The sequence below is a fragment of the Pseudomonas sp. HLS-6 TE3448 genome (genome assembly GCF_053629555.1).
Genome location: NZ_JBRJIO010000001.1, coordinates 2,747,788 through 2,763,904, shown reverse-complemented (window position 1 = coordinate 2,763,904; position 16,117 = coordinate 2,747,788). Strand labels below are relative to the sequence as shown.

The window sequence follows — 16,117 nt, the reverse complement described above, 5'->3', positions numbered from 1 at the left end:
TGAATCTGACAAAGAAAACACGGCTTGACCTCAATCAAGCGCTGACCATACGGCATTGCACGGGCTCAAGCCGGTCTTCCTGCTGCAACGCCACCCAGGCACTGAGGTTCGCCCCCAGCATGCCCTTGCGCCACATCAACCAGGTGGTGGCCTCGTCGAACGGTGACTGCAAACGGTGAACCGCCACGCTTTCACGCCCCGGCAAGCTCTCCAGCATGGATTGCGACATCAGTGCGACACCGGCGCCGCCAATAACGCAAGCCAACATGCTGGGGTAGGACTCAATTTCCATCACCCGGCCCATGGCCGCATGGTCGTGGGCATACCAGGCTTCAAGACGCATCCGGTACGAACAGCCCTGACGAAAGGTGAATACCGCACGCCCTGCCACGTCGCGGGCACTGCGCACCGGGGGATGATCGGCCTCGGTGATCAACACCAGGGTTTCATCGCACAGCGGCACACCATCCAGGCCCGCCAGGCTCAACGGACCATCGACCAGTGCAGCATCCAGGCGCCCACTGAGCAAGCCTTCAAGCAGTTCACCACTGGGCGCCGCCTGCACCTGCAAATTGACCGCGGGGTAGGCCCGATGATAACGCGCCAGCAAGGCAGGCAAATGGATGGCAGCCGTGCTGTACATGGTGCCGAGCACAAAATTCCCTGCCGGCTGGCCGCCCTGCACTGCGGCAAAGGCCTCATCGTGCAAGGCCAGCAGGCGTCCGGCGTAATCCAGCAACACCTTTCCTGCCGGTGACAACTGCAGACGCTGCCGTTCGCGACGAAACAGCTCTACGCCCAATTGCTCCTCAAGTTGGCGCAGGCGCGTCGACAGGTTGGACGGCACCCGATGCAACTGCTCGGCAGCCCGGGTAACCGAACCCGTCTCGGCAACCGCCTGAAAGATTCTCAGCTGACTGAGCTCCATGGTCATTCTCTAAAAAAGAACAGGTTCATCATAATTATTCAATTTTATTGAAAGTCAATGCGCACTAGCCTGACGGTCATCGAACCTTGCATTGGAGACCCGTCATGTCCCCGACTCTGCGCCTGCTCGCCAGCTTCGTCGCCTTGATGATGGCGATGGGAATTGGCCGTTTTGCCCTGACCCCACAACTGCCACACCTGATCAGCGAAGGTCAGTTGGGCCTCAGTGCTGCCGGGGTGGTGGCGGCAGCCAACTACCTGGGTTACTTCGTGGGCGCGCTGGACGGCATGTTTGCGCGCCGGCCCGGGCAGGTCCGGCTGCGCTTGCTGGCCGGACTGTGGCTGTGTGTACTGCTGACCCTGGCGTCGTTCTGGGCGAACGGCTTCTGGGCGCATATGCTGCTGCGCTTTGGTACCGGTGTGGCCAGTGCCTGGGTGCTGGTGATGATCACCAGCTTAAGCCAGCAGTTGGCCGCGCAAAGCAACCGCACGCAGTTGGGCGCCTTGGTCTTTGCAGGCCCAGGCATGGGCATCTGCCTGACCGGTTTGCTCGCCCTGTATTCCAACCTACAGGGGCTCGGTTCCGCACCGCTGTGGTTGATCTATGCCGCCACCGCCCTGCTGATGCTACTGGCCATTCTGCCGCTGCTGCCGCAACCCGCAACCGCTACAAATGCAGCGATCAGCCTGGGCGGCAGCACACCGGGAATTGCCCGTCTGAGCGTTATCTATGCGCTGTACGGCACCGGCTACATCATTCCGGCGACCTTCATGTCGCAAATGGCCAATACACACTTCCACGGCCAGTGGCTGGCCGACCTTTTCTGGCCCGGCTTTGGCCTGGCGGCAACGCTGGGTGTGGTGATGGTCAGTCGGCGTCGCCCCGGACAAGGCAGCACGTCACGCTGGTTGATGGTAACGCTATGGCTGCAGGCCGCCGGGGTATTTGCTTGCCTGCTGGGGAACGGCCCCGGCCTGGCGCTGGGCGTGGTGCTATGCGGTACGCCGTTCCTGGCCTGTATGCAGTTGGTGATGCAGCGCTCTCGGGAACTGGCACCACACGCCACCCAACGCAATGCGGGGCTGCTGACCGCTTGTTTTGCCCTTGGTCAACTGAGCGGTCCTTTGCTGGCCGCCCTGAGTACCCAGTTTGCCGCCAGCCTTGAGCCCGCGTTGATAGTCGCAGGCGCCGGCCTGTTGCTGGCGGGCACCCTGCTGTTGTCCCCCGTTACTGGCCGAGCAGGCTGCGCAAACGTCGACGTACCCACTGCTCTGCGCTGACCATCGTGACCCCGAGCAGCACGCAGACGGCCCCAAGTATGAAGTTCAGACTGAGCGGCTCGCCCAGCAGCAGTACCCCAAACGTCACCCCGAACAACGGGGTGATGAAGGAAAACACTGCCAGGTTCGATGCCAGGTAACGGCGCAACAACCAGAACCAGGTCAAGTAACTGAAGAACGACACCACCAGGCCTTGGAACAACAGGCTGCCAACCGATATCGGGGTAAATGTAACCTGGCCGATCTGGCCACTGACCGCGGCGATCATCAGCAGCCCGACAAACCCCACCAACAACTGGTAGAACAGCGTCAGTGTCGCCGGGGCCTCGGACAACCGCGAGCCGCGCACCACGACGGTCGTTGCGCCCCACGCCATGCCGGCCAGCACACCAAAGGCATCCCCGAGCAGCATGCGCCCGTCCAGATGCTCCAGCGATACGCCACCGGCAAATGCCACCGCAATACCGCCAAAGGCCAGCGCAATACCCAGCCATTGCAATGGCCGCAGGCGCTCGCTGGGCAGCAGCCAATGCAAGCCCAGCGCGGTAAACACCGGCGCGGTATAGAGAAACACTGACATATGCGCTGCCGAAGTCAGTTGCAGGCCTTCGGCAATAAACAGAAACTCCAGGCCAAACAACCCGCCGGCCAGCAGACCGCCGCGCCAGGTAGTGCTGACATGCTCCCAACCACCACGCCAGCAGATCAGCAACCCGACCAGCACCGCAGCAATACCGGAACGACCGGCGGCCTGCATCACCGGCACGATGTCGGCCGCAGCCCATTTGATCATGACCTGCTGCATGCCCCAGATCAGGCACAACCCCAGCATGATTTGCAGGGCAAACGCGTCGGTCGCGCGGCGGGTGGTGCTCATGACAGGCACCCCGTCAGCAAAAACAGCATGGGAAACTCTCGGCAACAATGAATTCAGCGCCGATTATCAACGGGTAGTGAGGTGCATTACCAGCTACCGCTCCACATTTGAACGGTGCAGGGGCTTGCCTATGAGGGGATCACGGGCAAGCCCTGCTTCAACACAATGTGTTTTCAGAAGCAGGCCTTGCCGGTGACAAGGTGCCGAATTACTCGGCAGCTGGGGCTGGCTTGCGACGCTTCAGGGGGGCCAGGCCATCCTGGCTTACCAGCGGCGCGCTGGCTTTTGGCCGGTTGGCAGGCTTTTTCTTGGCGACGGCTTTCTTGTCACCTTTCTTGTCAGTCTTTTTCTTCTTGACCCCTACCGCCTTGCCCGATGCCTTGACCTTCTTCGGACCGCTGTAGGTGCCCTTGACCTCCTTGATGACCCGGCGCTCGAAGCTCTGCTTCAGGTAGCGCTCGATGCTGGACATCAGGTTCCAGTCGCCATGGCAGATCAGCGAGATGGCCAGGCCTTCATTGCCGGCACGACCGGTACGGCCGATGCGGTGAACGTACTCGTCACCACTGCGCGGCATGTCGAAGTTGATCACCAGATCCAGGCCATCAACGTCCAGGCCACGGGCCGCGACGTCAGTGGCAACCAGCACCTTGGCCCCGCCCTGCTTGAGGCGTTCGATGGCCAGTTTGCGGTCTTTCTGGTCCTTGTCGCCGTGCAGCACGAAGGCTTTGAAGTCCTTGGCGACCAGGTGCCCGTAGATACGGTCGGCCATGACCCGGGTGTTGGTGAAGATGATGGCCTTCTGGTAGGTCTCGTTGGCCAGCAGCCACTGAACGATCTCTTCCTTGTGCTGGTTGTGGTCGGCCGTAATGATCTGCTGACGAGTACCTTCGCTGAGCTGGCTGACGTTGTTGAGCATCAGGTGTTCAGGGGTCTTCAGCACTTTGCCGATCATTTCACGCAGGCCCGCGCCGCCGGTGGTGGCGGAGAACAGCAGGGTCTGTTCACGGTTAGGGCACTCGTTGCACAGCCGCTCGACGTCTTCGGAAAAGCCCATGTCGAGCATGCGGTCGGCTTCATCAAGCACAACAACCTGCACGTGCTCCAGCTTCAGGTTGCCGGCATTGAGCTGTTCGAGCATGCGCCCTGGGGTGCCAACCAGAATATCAGGCACCTTGCGCAGCATAGCGGCCTGCTCCTTGAAGTCCTCACCACCGGTGATCATGCCGGCCTTGATGAAGGTGAACTGAGCGAAACGCTCGATTTCCTTGAGGGTTTGCTGGGCCAGCTCACGGGTTGGCAACAGGATCAGGGCACGGATCTCGACACGCTTCTGTTTCAGATCGACCAGGCGGTTGAGCACAGGCAGAACAAAGGCTGCTGTCTTGCCGCTGCCGGTTTGTGCCGTCACCCGCAGGTCACGCCCTTGCAGCGCCAGGGGAATGGCCGCTGCCTGCACCGGCGTCGGCTCGACAAAGTTCAGCTCGGCCACAGCTTTAAGCAGGCGTTCGTGCAGGGCGAATTGGGAAAACACGGGTGTACCTCGGGCAAGTGCAGAAATTCAGTTGCATAGGGTAACGTTTTCCACGGCTGGAGCCGAATTTCTTTTGGCACTGAACGAGAAATACGGGCTCTAATGGCCCGTCTTTCATTTACAGAACCTTTCAAACGGTATGGATATCTCCACATTGTGGCAAAACGCCCTGGACCTCTGGGGCACGCTGGATCAACACCCGCTGCTGCATGCCGGCCTTGGCCTGAGCGTGCTGCTGGCCCTTGCACTGGCCCTCGGCAGGGTGGCGCGTTTTCTGATCCTGCACGCGGTCAAGCTGCTGGGCCGCCAACCGGCCTTGCACTGGCTCAACGACCTGCTGCGAAACAAGGTATTCCAACGCCTGGCCCAAACCACCCCGTCACTGCTGGTGCAGTTCGGCCTCAAGCTGGTGCCGGAACTGAGCGCCACCACCCAGCATTTCCTCGGCAACCTGGCGCTGGCCTTCACCATCCTGTTCGTTACCCTCGCCGTCAGTGCCCTGCTCGACGCCCTGCTGGCTATCTACGCGCGCACTGAGCACGCCCGTACCCGCTCGATCAAAGGCTACATACAGTTGGCCAAGATGGTGCTGTTCGTATTCGGCGCGATCATTATCGTCGCCACCCTGATCGACCGCTCACCGCTGTTGCTGCTGTCCGGCCTGGGTGCGATGTCGGCGGTGATCCTGTTGGTCTACAAGGACACCCTGCTGTCGTTCGTCGCCAGCGTGCAGCTAACCAGCAACGACATGTTGCGGGTCGGTGACTGGATCGAAATGCCGCAAGTGGGCGCCGATGGTGACGTGGTCGATATCACGCTACACACGGTAAAAGTTCAGAACTTCGACAAGACCATTGTCTCGATCCCGACCTGGCGCCTGATGTCCGAATCCTTCAAGAACTGGCGCGGCATGCAGCAGGCCGGGGGGCGGCGGATCAAACGCAGCCTGTTCATCGACGCCGGGGGCGTGCGCTTCCTGCAGCCCTATGAAGAACAGCGCCTGGCCGATATTCGCCTTCTCTCCGACTACATCGCACACAAGCGTCATGAACTGCACAGCTGGAATGAGGCACAAGGCCCGGTTGCCGAACTGTCGGCCAACCGCAGGCGCCTGACCAACATCGGTACCTTTCGTGCATTTGCCCTGGCTTACCTGAAGAGCCACCCGGACATTCAACCGAACATGACCTGCATGGTCCGGCAGATGCAGACCACTGCGCAGGGCGTGCCACTGGAAATCTATTGTTTCACCCGCACCACGGCGTGGGCCGACTACGAGCGCATCCAGGGCGATATCTTCGACTACCTGCTGGCGGTGCTGCCGGAGTTTGGCCTGAGCCTGTACCAGCAGCCAAGCGGCAACGACCTGCGGGCCGGGTTGTTACCCTCGTCCCTGGCTGGCGAGCAACGGTCGTTGAACGCCGATGCGACTAAGCCATAGCGAGGCAAGTATCACCGCACCCCCCAGGAACAATCGCCCCAGTGGCTCATGCTGGTTCCAGATCAACAGGTTGAGCAAGAGCCCCACGGGTACATGCAGGTTGTTCATCACCGCCAGGGTACCGCCGGAAACCAGGCAGGCGCCCTTGTTCCACCAGTACAGGCCCAGCGCAGTCGGGCACACCCCGAGAAACAGCAGCACCAGCCATTGCACCTCGGTGCTCGGCAGGTGCTGCGCGTTGCCGAACAGCAAGAACGCAGGCAACACCACGATCAAGGCGCCGAGATAGAAATAGCCGAAGCGCCGGTAGTGCGGCATATCGCTGGGGTAACGCGCCACAAGGTGCTTGTACAGGACTTGCCCGGCGGCATAGGTAAAGTTGGCCACTTGCAGCAGCAGGAAACCCATGAAGAAGTCCGGGTTGATCCGATCAAAACGAATCACCGCCGCGCCGCCAACTGCCACCAATGCCGCCAGCAGCGCCCACGGGTTGAAACGCCGGTTCAGGGCATCCTCAATCAGCGTCACATGCAGGGGGGTGAGGATGGTGAACAGCAACACTTCCGGTACCGTCAGCACCCGAAAGCTCAGGTAAAGGCACACATAGGTAATGCCAAACTGCAGCGCGCCGATGCCGAGCATTGCGCCCATGAAGCGCGGCTCGACCTGACGCCAGCGGGTCAACGGCAAAAACACCAGCAACGCCAGTAACACCCGCGCCAATACGGCGAAATAGCTGTCGACATGCCCGGCGAGGTACTCGCCGATCAAGCTGAAGGAAAACGCCTGGATCAGCGCGACAATTAATAGATAGCCCATGTTTACCCCGTGCAGTGCAGCCCGAGACCTTAGCGGTTCGCCGCCAAGCGAGCAATACGCTCAAGCGCACGTGGGGCCTTGTCGCCGGGGATAGCCGCCAGCCTGAACGAGTCGCCCACAAAAAACCCGATCAAGCACAGGGCATTGATCGGGCAGGTACACCCAAAGGAGCAACAGGTGTCAGGCGGGAAAGTCGATTGAAGCTCAGGCCACCGCGGCCAGTTTTGCCTTGGCCTGATTCAGGCCCTTGTCGTGGAAATCACCGCCCATGTTCAAGCCCTCGGCATGGATGAAGGTCACATCGTGAATACCGATGAAGGCCATCACCTGACGCAGGTAGGGTTCCTGGTGGTCGCTGGCGCCGCCGGCATGGATACCACCGCGAGCGGTCAGCACATAGGCACGCTTGCCTGTCAGCAGCCCCTGCGGGCCGGTTTCGGTGTACTTGAAGGTAATCCCTGCACGCAGTACATGGTCCAGCCAGGCCTTCAGCGTGCTGGGGATAGTGAAGTTGTACATCGGCGCAGCCATCACCAGCACATCGGCGGCCAGCAGTTCATCGGTCAATTCGTTTGAGCGTTGCAGTGCCTTCAGCTCTTCGGCAGTGCGCTGCTCTTGAGGCTTCATCCAGCCACCGAGCAGGGTTTCGTCCAGATGCGGCACCGGGTTGGCAGCCAGGTCGCGTACGGTGATCGCGTCAGTCGGATGGGCTGACTGCCACTGCGCGATGAAGTCGCGGGTCAATTGACGCGAGATCGAATCGTGTTGGCGGGCGCTGCTTTCGATGATCAGTACACGGGACATGGTTGCCTCCAATCGGCAAGGTCGCTAAGTCGATGGAGGCAAGATTAAACAGCAGCGTATCGATTAAAAAGCGCAAAAATCGGGTGCAATACATCGATTAATTTGTTTTATTTGGCCAATGCTCTACCCTGACAGGTAGAGCGTCTGGTTTTACTGCGGCTTGCAGCTAAGGGCTATGCGCAACTTGATGATCTTGCGGTTGAACTTGGCGTTGACGTCCACGCTTTGCTTGGCAGGTACCTGCACACGGCGTACACGGGGGGCTTCCGGGCCATTGCGGAAGGTCACCTTGCACTGGGCCGCTACCTCACCGTAGTTGTTCAGGGTGATCGCGCCCATGTCGTAGTCCGTGTCGTAGGTGGTGTAGTCAAGCTTCACGCCCTCCAGCTCCTTTTCCACATCGATGGGATAGGCCAGGGCCGTGAGCGGCAGCAGGGCCAGCAATGCAGCACAACATTTTTTCATTCGGCGCTCTCCATGACAGTGCGCCAGCTTAGGACAACAGGAGCCCTTGATGAAAGCGCCGCGCGTTACCCTGGATCAGTGGCGAACCCTGCAGGCCGTCGTCGACCACGGCGGCTTCGCCCAGGCCGCCGATGCCCTGCACCGCTCACAATCTTCGGTCAGTTACACCGTGGCGCGCATGCAGGAACAGTTGGGCGTACCACTCCTGAGAATCGATGGGCGCAAGGCGGTGCTGACCGAAGCCGGCGGCGTGCTGCTGAGGCGCTCGCGACAACTGGTCAAACAGGCCAGTCAACTGGAAGACCTCGCCCACCATATGGAACAGGGCTGGGAAGCCGAGGTACGGCTGGTAGTGGATGCCGCCTACCCCAACGCACGCCTGGTTCGGGCATTGAGCGCCTTCATGCCGCAGAGCCGCGGCTGCCGGGTACGGCTGCGTGAAGAGGTGTTGTCCGGGGTCGAGGAAGTCCTGCACGAAGGTATCGCCGACCTTGCCATCAGCGGCTTCAACATCCCCGGTTACCTGGGCACCGAATTGAGCGCCGTAGAGTTCATTGCCGTAGCCCATCCCGAGCATGCTCTGCATCGCCTGCAGCGCGCACTGAGCTTCCAGGACCTGGAAAGCCAACTGCAAGTGGTGATTCGCGATTCAGGGCGCTCGCAACCGCGCGATGTCGGCTGGCTGGGCGCAGAACAACGCTGGACCGTCGGCAGCCTGGCCACCGCTTCAAGCTTCGTCTGCAGTGGCCTGGGCTTTGCCTGGCTACCGCGGCACCTGATCGAACGCGAATTGCGCGAAGGCCTGCTCAAGCCGTTACCTCTGGACCAGGGTGGCAGTCGCCACCCGCTGTTCTACCTTTACTCGAACAAGGACAAACCACTGGGCCCAGCCACACAGATCCTCATCGAGCTGTTGCGCAACTTCGACACCGCACCGCTGGACGTGCCCTTCGCCGCCCCCGCCCAAGCCTGACAGGAATCACGCCCATGGCCTACTTCGAACATGAAGGTTGCTCACTGCACTACGAGGTCTATGGCCAGGGCGAACCCTTGGTGTTGCTGCACGGCTTGGGTTCCAGCTGTGAAGACTGGGAGTTTCAGGTGCCTGAACTGGCCCGTCACTACCGGGTTATCCTGATGGACATCCGTGGCCATGGTCGCTCGGACAAACCGCGTGAACGCTACAGCATCGCCGGGTTCAGTGCCGACCTGCTGGCATTGCTCGAACACCTGCAACCCGGCCCGGTGCACCTGGTCGGGTTGTCGATGGGCGGCATGATCGGCTTCCAGTTCGCTGTCGATCACCCGCAATGGCTGCGCAGCCTGTGCATCGTCAACAGTGCACCCGAGGTCAAAGTGCGCAACCGAGCAGACTGGCTATGGTGGTTCAAGCGTTGGAGCCTGGCCCGCCTGCTCAGCACGGAGGCCGTCGGCAAAGGCCTTGCAGCCAAGCTGTTTCCAAAGCCGGAACACGCCCACCTGCGGCGCACGATGGCGCTGCGCTGGGCACGCAACGACAAGCGTGCTTACCTGAGCAGCTTTGACGCCATCGTCGGCTGGGGCGTGCAGGAACGCCTGGGGCAAATACGCTGTCCTACGCTGGTGATCAGTGCCGACCAGGACTACACCCCGGTCGCATTGAAAGAACGCTACGTTGAGCTGATCCCTCAGGCACGACTGGCGGTCATCGCCGATTCACGGCACGCTACACCACTGGATCAACCACATCTGTTCAACCATACCCTGCTGCAGTTTCTCGCTGCTGCTTCAACTACCGCTCAAGGATCATTGAGTCCATGCTGAAAAAAATTCTCCTGGCCGCCTGCGCTACCGTGTTCGCCACCAGCCTGATGGCTGCCGACAAACAACCCCACGTGCTGCTGACCACCAGCTTCGGCGATATCGAAGTTGAACTGGACGCAGAAAAGGCGCCGATCAGCACCCAGAACTTTCTGGGTTATGTCGACAGCGGTTTCTACAACAACACCATTTTCCACCGGGTGATCCCGGGCTTCATGGTTCAAGGCGGTGGCTTCACCAAGGACATGGGGCTGAAAGAGACCAAGGAGCCGATCAAGAACGAAGCGGACAACGGCCTGCGTAACACGCGTGGCACCCTGGCCATGGCCCGTACGGCGGCGGTGAACTCGGCCACCAGCCAGTTCTTCATCAACCACAAGGACAACAACTTCCTTGACCATGGCGGCCGTGATTTCGGCTATGCGGTGTTCGGCAAAGTGGTCAAGGGCATGGATGTGGTCGACCAGATCGCCAATGTGAAAACCACCACCAAAGCAGGCATGGGCGATGTCCCGGCAGATCCGGTGATGATCATCAAGGCTAAACGCCTCGACTGAAATCGGGTTCACAAGGACGTGACCTACGCTCAGCCGGGCCGAAACAACAGGAGTTGACCCTTTCATGCTGTACCGCCGTTTCGAGCAGTTGATCGATATCTTCCGTGATGCGCCGACGGCGGCACCGCCTGGCAAGGTCCTGCCGTTTTACCTCTATTACCTGCGTCAGGTCTGGCCGAGTTTCGCCGTACTGTTGGTGGTGGGGCTGATCGGTGCGCTGATCGAAGTGGCACTGTTCAGCTACCTGAGCCGGATCATCGATCTGGCTCAGGGCACACCCAATGTAAACTTCTTCAGTGAACACGCCAGCGAGCTGATCTGGATGCTGGTGGTAGCCTTGATTTTGCGGCCGATCTTCGTCGGCCTGCACGACCTGCTGGTGCACCAGACCATCAGCCCCGGCATGACCAGCATGATCCGCTGGCAAAACCATGCCTACGTGCTCAAGCAGAGCCTGAATTTCTTCCAGAACGATTTCGCCGGACGCATCGCCCAGCGCATCATGCAAACCGGCAATTCGCTGCGCGATTCCGCCGTGCAAGCCGTCGATGCGTTGTGGCATGTACTGATCTACGCCCTCAGCTCCCTGGTGCTGTTCGCCGAGGCGGATTGGCGCTTGATGCTGCCGCTGATTACCTGGATTGCCTGCTACGTCGGTGCACTCTTCTACTTCGTGCCCCGGGTAAAGGCCCGCGCCGTGATTTCCTCCGATGCCCGCTCCAAGCTCATGGGCAGGATTGTCGACGGCTACACCAACATCGCAACCTTGAAGCTGTTTGCCCACACTGACTTTGAACAGCAATATGCCCGGGAAGCCATTCGCGAGCAGACCGAGAAAACCCAACTGGCCAGCCGTGTCATTACCAGCATGGATGTGGTCATCACCAGCCTGAACGGCCTGCTGATTGTCACCACCACGGCGCTGGCCTTGTGGTTATGGACGCAGTCGCTGATCAGTGTCGGGGCCATTGCCCTGGCCACTGGCCTGGTGATCCGTATCGTCAACATGTCGGGCTGGATCATGTGGGTGGTCAATGGCATCTTCGAAAACATCGGCATGGTGCAGGATGGCCTGCAAACCATCGCCCAGCCGGTGAGCGTCACCGACCAGCCTAACGCACCGGCATTGAACGTGAGCCACGGCGCGGTGCGTTTCGAGCATGTCGATTTCCACTATGGCAAGGGCAGCCGAATCATCGAAGACCTGAACCTGGACATACGTCCGGGTGAGAAAATCGGCCTGATCGGCCCGTCCGGAGCAGGCAAATCGACCTTGGTGAACCTGCTGCTGCGGCTCTATGACCTGGAAGGCGGACGCATCCTGATCGATGGCCAGAACATTGCCACGATCACCCAGGAAAGCCTGCGCGCACAGATCGGCATGATTACCCAGGACACCTCATTGCTGCACCGCTCGATCCGCGACAACCTGCTGTATGGCAAGCCAGACGCTACCGACGACGAGCTATGGGAGGCGGTACGCCGCGCCCGGGCCGATGAATTTATCCCGCTACTTTCCGATGCCCAGGGCCGCACCGGCTTCGACGCCCATGTCGGTGAGCGCGGCGTAAAACTGTCCGGTGGCCAGCGTCAGCGCATCGCCATTGCCCGCGTACTGCTGAAAAACGCGCCGATCCTGATCATGGATGAAGCCACATCTGCGCTGGACTCGGAGGTCGAAGCCGCCATTCAGGACAGCCTGGAAACCCTGATGCGGGGCAAGACCGTCATCGCCATTGCCCATCGCCTGTCGACCATTGCCCGGATGGATCGCCTGGTGGTGCTGGAAAAAGGTCGTATCGCCGAAATGGGCAGCCATGCCGAGCTGCTTGCGCACCAAGGCCTGTATGCGCGGTTATGGCAGCACCAGACCGGTGGCTTTGTCGGGATCGATTAAAACGCGCCCCGCTTACACCTGACGATACGGCAAGGCCGTTTTGGCCTCCTCGGCATAAGCACGCACGCCTGCACGCTCCTGCTCAAGAAACTCGCTGACCGCTGCCCGCAACCCTGGGTGCAGCAAATAATGCCAGGAGCGGGTCAGCACCGGCTCAAACCCGCGAATCAGTTTGTGTTCGCCCTGCGCCCCCGCATCAAACCGTTGCAGCCCCTGGGCAATAGCGAAGTCCATGCCCTGGTAGAAACAGGTTTCGAAGTGCAATCGATCAAACTCAGCCAGGCATCCCCAGTAGCGACCGTAGAGGCTATCGCCACCGACCAGGCTAAAGGCCATTGCCACATCGCGCCCGGACTGGCGCGCCATGACCACACGGATCGCCGAAGGCATGCGCTCGGCCAACAGGCTGAAAAATTCGCGGGTCAAATACGGCGAACGTCGGCGTACAAGGTAGGTATTGGCATAGCAGGCATAGACAAAATCCCACTGCGCCTCACTCAACTGTTCGCCACCAAACCAGTGAAAATCGATGCCCTGCCCGGCGACCTGCTCCCGCTCCTTGCGCATCTGCTTGCGCTTGCGTGAACTCAGCGTATCGAGGAAATCCTGGAAATCACGGTAGCCACGGTTATGCCAGTGAAACTGGCAGCCCAGGCGCTCCAGCCAGCCTGGCAGCGTGCCCATGTGCCTATCCAGAGCCGTATCGGTGAAGTTCACATGCGCACCTGACAGCACTTCACTGGACAGGTAGCCGGGAATGGCCTGCAGCAACGTCAGGCCATCAGCTTCAGAGGCAGCCAACAAGCGCGTCCCGGCCACCGGGCTGAACGGTACCGCAGCCAACAGCTTGGGGTAGTAATCAATACCGGCCCGCTGGCAGGCATCCGCCCAACCGTGATCGAAAACGTACTCCCCAAAGGAGTGCCACTTGCGGTAGGCCGGCAACGCCGCACGGCACTGCCCATCCTGCATCAACACCAGGTGCTCGCTGGACCAGCCCGTACCAGGCCCCACGCTGCCGCTGTCTTCCAGCGCACTCAGGAACGCATGCCTCAGAAAGGGTTGACCTTCGGGTACCAGCGCATCCCATGCATCCGATGCAATGTCTCGCAGGCTGGCAATGATCTGGAAGGTCATGACAAACGACTCAGGGCAAATGAAACCCTAGTGTTCCAGAAAACTGCACGCCTGCACATCCAGCTCCAGGCCATCACGTCACATGAGCGAAATCAAAGAGACATCATTCTGTAATTGGCGCTCGCAATACTTGCGCCTGTTTTTCGGAACCCAAGACGCTGTCTAGCCAGGCGCTTTCCGAGGACATGCCAATACGGGGTGGGCAGCTGCCTCCCCATTTTTTTCAAATAGGGAGAACCTTATGCGTCTTGTTTCTACACTAACCGGAGCGAGCCTTTGCACAGGCATGATGCTGGCTCTGAGTGCTCCGGCCAGTGCTGCAGTCGACGCCAAGCTGCTCGAAATGCTCAAGGCTAACGGCTCGATCAACCAAGCGCAGTACAACGAACTGCAATCGGACCTGGCCACCGAGACCAAGGAAAAAGCCGCCCAGAAGGCTCAGTCCGAACGCATGAGTTCCTTTGAACAAAAAGTGGCATGGGCCGCCAAGACCCAGATCAAGGGCGATGTGCGCCTGCGTTACGAAGACGTCAACGTCGACAACCCCAACGCAAGCAGCGGCAACCAGGACCGCGAGCGTGTCCGTGCCCGCGTCGGCTTCTACAGTGAGATCAATCCGCAAGTCGACGCCGGCGTGCGCGTGGCTACTGGCAGCAGCTCCGATGCCCGCTCCACCAACCAGAGCCTGGACAAATACTTCGAGAAAAAATCGCTGTGGGTCGACCAGGCCTACCTCGACTGGCACCCGACCGCTGTTCCGAACCTGCACCTGATCGGCGGCAAGATGAACCAGCCATGGGTGAGCATGGGGGACATCATCTGGGATAGCGACATCAATCCAGAAGGCCTGGCCGTTACCTACAAAACCAATTTGGGTGGCGCTGAGCTGTTCGGCAGCGCCGGTCATTACACGCTCAAGGACAACGTCGACGGTGATGGCGTGCAGTTCAAGCACGACGCACAGTTGTACCACGGCCAGTTGGGTACACGCTTTGCTGCTGCGGATACCGTCAAGGTTACCGTGGGCGGCAGCATCTATGGCTATGACAACGACAAGGCGTCCAGCGTACTGCAGTCCTTTGGCAACACCACCAACGAGTTCAACCTCGTGGAAGGTTTCGGCCAAATCGACTTCACAGGCTTCGCCATCCCACTGTCGACCTACGGTCAGTTCGTCAAGAACACCGAAAGCACCGACGGCGAAGACAAGGCCTGGCTGGCTGGTGTGAAAACCAAACTGGGCGCATGGAGCCTCGACTACAACTACCGTGATATACAGCGTAACGCTGTGGTCAGCTTGTTCACCGACTCCGACTTCGGTGCCGGCTTCACCGGTTCGCGCGGCCACAAGTTCAAAGTCGGCTATGAGATCGACAAGAACTTCTCGGTGGGCACAACCTACCTGATGGCCAAGACCGACCTGTCCCAACTGCCGAACAGCGATGCTGACGTAGACACCCTGCAAGTAGACCTGGAAGCCAAGTTCTAATCGCCTTGCACTGAGTTTCAAAGGCGGAAAATGCTGACCCCATCCAGCATTTTCCGCCTTTTTCATTTCAGCGCCGAACTGCTGACAAGCTCAGGCTGGCAAAGTCGATTCACACCACTCAGGGTTTATCTTGAGCCCTGCGCTGCGCCGCCAGTTTCCTGGCCAGCACATCGGCATCCGCCATCGGGGCCTCTGGCAGTGCACGTACCGTTACCTGCGCCAGGCGCATCTGTTTGATGAAACGCCTGCAGTTACGGCAAAACAGCAGGTGCTGACGTACCAGCAAACGCTCCCCCAACGTGAGCTCACCATCCAGATAGTCGCTGCTACGCGCCACCATTTCCTTGCAGGTCAACATTGTCCTGTCTCCTCGAAATGCTCCAGGGTCGCGAAGACCTTGAGCCGTGCCCGGTGCAAGAGCACACGCACATTGGAGAGGGATATCTCGAGCAAATTACAGATCTCTTCCAATGCCAGGCCTTGGCGCTCGCGCAGTATCAGCACGCTGCTTTGCAACTGCGGCAGGCTCAACAGTGTGTGCTCCAGGCACTGGCGCAACTCATCCTCGCTGAGCAGCGCCTCGGGGGTGTCTTCATGCCAGGCGAACGGCGCAACGCGCCAATGCCCATCAGCCGCGAAGCGATCATCGCCAATGCTGCCATGCGGCGACGGCAGGTCGTCGAGCAGCACCTCACGACGATTTTGCCTGTAGCGATTTTTGGCTGCGTTGGCGGTGATGGTCAGTAACCAGGTCTTGAGGCTGGAGCGGCGCTGAAATCCGGGCAGGCTGCGGACAACCGCCAGCCAGGCATCCTGCACGGCCTCGTCGGCCTGGCGGTTACCCACAATGGCGTAGGCGACCGCTCGCATGGCGCTTTGATAGGTGTCGACCAGTTCCTTGAACGCCTGCTGCTCACCGGCAAGCAAACGCTCCAGCAACTCGGTTTCATTCGTACCGGTCATGGTGGTTTTCCCTGGAAGTCGGGTATGGACTTCGATAGCGGGAATTTGTTACAGCAACAACGCACAACACAACCTGACGCCCCAAGGCATGCATTCGGTTTGCAGGACGGGCTGCCCTCTCAACCA

Annotated in this window: 16 protein-coding genes; 7 read left to right on the top strand and 9 right to left on the bottom strand. The window is 60.0% G+C overall.

Annotated features, from left to right (window positions below; translation table 11 throughout):
• Positions 1-34 precede the first annotated feature (34 nt).
• On the bottom strand, positions 35-928 hold the full coding sequence (ptrR, locus tag AB7M23_RS12800; RefSeq protein WP_102053101.1) for a putrescine utilization regulator PtrR: 894 nt from the start codon (positions 926-928) through the stop codon (positions 35-37).
• 104 nt (positions 929-1,032) lie between these two features.
• On the opposite strand from ptrR, the gene AB7M23_RS12795 reads away from it, so the two are divergent.
• The gene (locus AB7M23_RS12795) at positions 1,033-2,208 is read left to right on the top strand and encodes an MFS transporter (RefSeq protein WP_454240981.1); all 1,176 of its coding nucleotides are present in this window, start codon (positions 1,033-1,035) and stop codon (positions 2,206-2,208) included.
• Here AB7M23_RS12795 and AB7M23_RS12790 read toward each other — a convergent pair.
• Both AB7M23_RS12790 and AB7M23_RS12785 read right to left on the bottom strand, forming a co-directional pair.
• Complete coding sequence (locus AB7M23_RS12790) at positions 2,156-3,085, bottom strand: DMT family transporter (RefSeq protein ID WP_330523517.1); 930 nt, start codon at positions 3,083-3,085, stop codon at positions 2,156-2,158. The genes AB7M23_RS12795 and AB7M23_RS12790 overlap by 53 nt on opposite strands.
• 208 nt (positions 3,086-3,293) lie before the next feature.
• Positions 3,294-4,619, bottom strand: a complete 1,326-nt coding sequence (locus AB7M23_RS12785; protein WP_065760681.1) for a DEAD/DEAH box helicase — start codon at positions 4,617-4,619, stop codon at positions 3,294-3,296.
• 139 nt (positions 4,620-4,758) lie between these two features.
• Between AB7M23_RS12785 and AB7M23_RS12780 the strand changes: the two genes are divergently transcribed.
• Entirely contained in the window at positions 4,759-6,060 is a 1,302-nt protein-coding gene (locus AB7M23_RS12780) for a mechanosensitive ion channel family protein (RefSeq protein WP_330523515.1), read from the top strand.
• Here AB7M23_RS12780 and AB7M23_RS12775 read toward each other — a convergent pair.
• The 3 genes from AB7M23_RS12775 to AB7M23_RS12765 all read right to left on the bottom strand — a co-directional run bounded on the left by AB7M23_RS12775 (position 6,001) and on the right by AB7M23_RS12765 (position 8,148).
• Complete coding sequence (locus AB7M23_RS12775) at positions 6,001-6,879, bottom strand: carboxylate/amino acid/amine transporter (protein WP_330523514.1); 879 nt, start codon at positions 6,877-6,879, stop codon at positions 6,001-6,003. The two genes, AB7M23_RS12780 and AB7M23_RS12775, sit on opposite strands and share 60 nt — an antisense overlap.
• A gap of 204 nt (positions 6,880-7,083) precedes the next feature.
• Positions 7,084-7,683 carry an FMN-dependent NADH-azoreductase gene (locus AB7M23_RS12770; protein ID WP_454240980.1) on the bottom strand — a complete coding sequence of 200 codons (600 nt, stop codon included), beginning with the start codon at positions 7,681-7,683 and terminating at the stop codon, positions 7,084-7,086.
• A 150-nt stretch (positions 7,684-7,833) separates the two neighbouring features.
• Positions 7,834-8,148 (bottom strand): 3-phosphoglycerate kinase, encoded by a 315-nt coding sequence (locus tag AB7M23_RS12765; RefSeq protein ID WP_065760685.1) that lies wholly within the window; start codon positions 8,146-8,148, stop codon positions 7,834-7,836.
• 49 nt (positions 8,149-8,197) lie between these two features.
• Here AB7M23_RS12765 and AB7M23_RS12760 point away from each other — a divergent pair, with 49 nt between their 5' ends.
• The 4 genes from AB7M23_RS12760 to AB7M23_RS12745 all read left to right on the top strand — a co-directional run bounded on the left by AB7M23_RS12760 (position 8,198) and on the right by AB7M23_RS12745 (position 12,402).
• Positions 8,198-9,121, top strand: coding sequence for a LysR family transcriptional regulator (locus AB7M23_RS12760; protein WP_065760686.1), 924 nt, complete (start codon positions 8,198-8,200; stop codon positions 9,119-9,121).
• Between the two features lie 14 nt (positions 9,122-9,135).
• Positions 9,136-9,951 (top strand): alpha/beta fold hydrolase, encoded by an 816-nt coding sequence (locus AB7M23_RS12755; protein WP_454240979.1) that lies wholly within the window; start codon positions 9,136-9,138, stop codon positions 9,949-9,951.
• A complete protein-coding gene (locus tag AB7M23_RS12750) occupies positions 9,945-10,505 on the top strand; it encodes a peptidylprolyl isomerase (RefSeq protein ID WP_099773849.1) in 561 nt (186 codons plus the stop codon). The genes AB7M23_RS12755 and AB7M23_RS12750 overlap by 7 nt, the downstream gene beginning before the upstream one ends.
• A 64-nt stretch (positions 10,506-10,569) precedes the next feature.
• Positions 10,570-12,402, top strand: a complete 1,833-nt coding sequence (locus AB7M23_RS12745) for an ABC transporter ATP-binding protein (protein ID WP_454240978.1) — start codon at positions 10,570-10,572, stop codon at positions 12,400-12,402.
• 12 nt (positions 12,403-12,414) lie between these two features.
• On the opposite strand, the gene AB7M23_RS12740 is transcribed toward AB7M23_RS12745, so the two are convergent.
• A complete protein-coding gene (locus tag AB7M23_RS12740; RefSeq protein ID WP_454240977.1) occupies positions 12,415-13,539 on the bottom strand; it encodes a GNAT family N-acetyltransferase in 1,125 nt (374 codons plus the stop codon).
• A gap of 241 nt (positions 13,540-13,780) precedes the next feature.
• Here AB7M23_RS12740 and AB7M23_RS12735 point away from each other — a divergent pair, with 241 nt between their 5' ends.
• Complete coding sequence (locus AB7M23_RS12735; protein WP_454240976.1) at positions 13,781-15,028, top strand: putative porin; 1,248 nt, start codon at positions 13,781-13,783, stop codon at positions 15,026-15,028.
• Positions 15,029-15,146: 118 nt separating this feature from the next.
• Here the strand turns inward: AB7M23_RS12735 and AB7M23_RS12730 are convergent, their stop codons facing one another.
• Both AB7M23_RS12730 and AB7M23_RS12725 read right to left on the bottom strand, forming a co-directional pair.
• Entirely contained in the window at positions 15,147-15,386 is a 240-nt protein-coding gene (locus tag AB7M23_RS12730) for an anti-sigma factor family protein (RefSeq protein ID WP_454240975.1), read from the bottom strand.
• Complete coding sequence (locus AB7M23_RS12725; RefSeq protein ID WP_454240974.1) at positions 15,380-15,991, bottom strand: RNA polymerase sigma factor; 612 nt, start codon at positions 15,989-15,991, stop codon at positions 15,380-15,382. Before AB7M23_RS12725 ends, AB7M23_RS12730 begins: the two co-directional genes overlap by 7 nt.
• Positions 15,992-16,117: the final 126 nt, after the last annotated feature.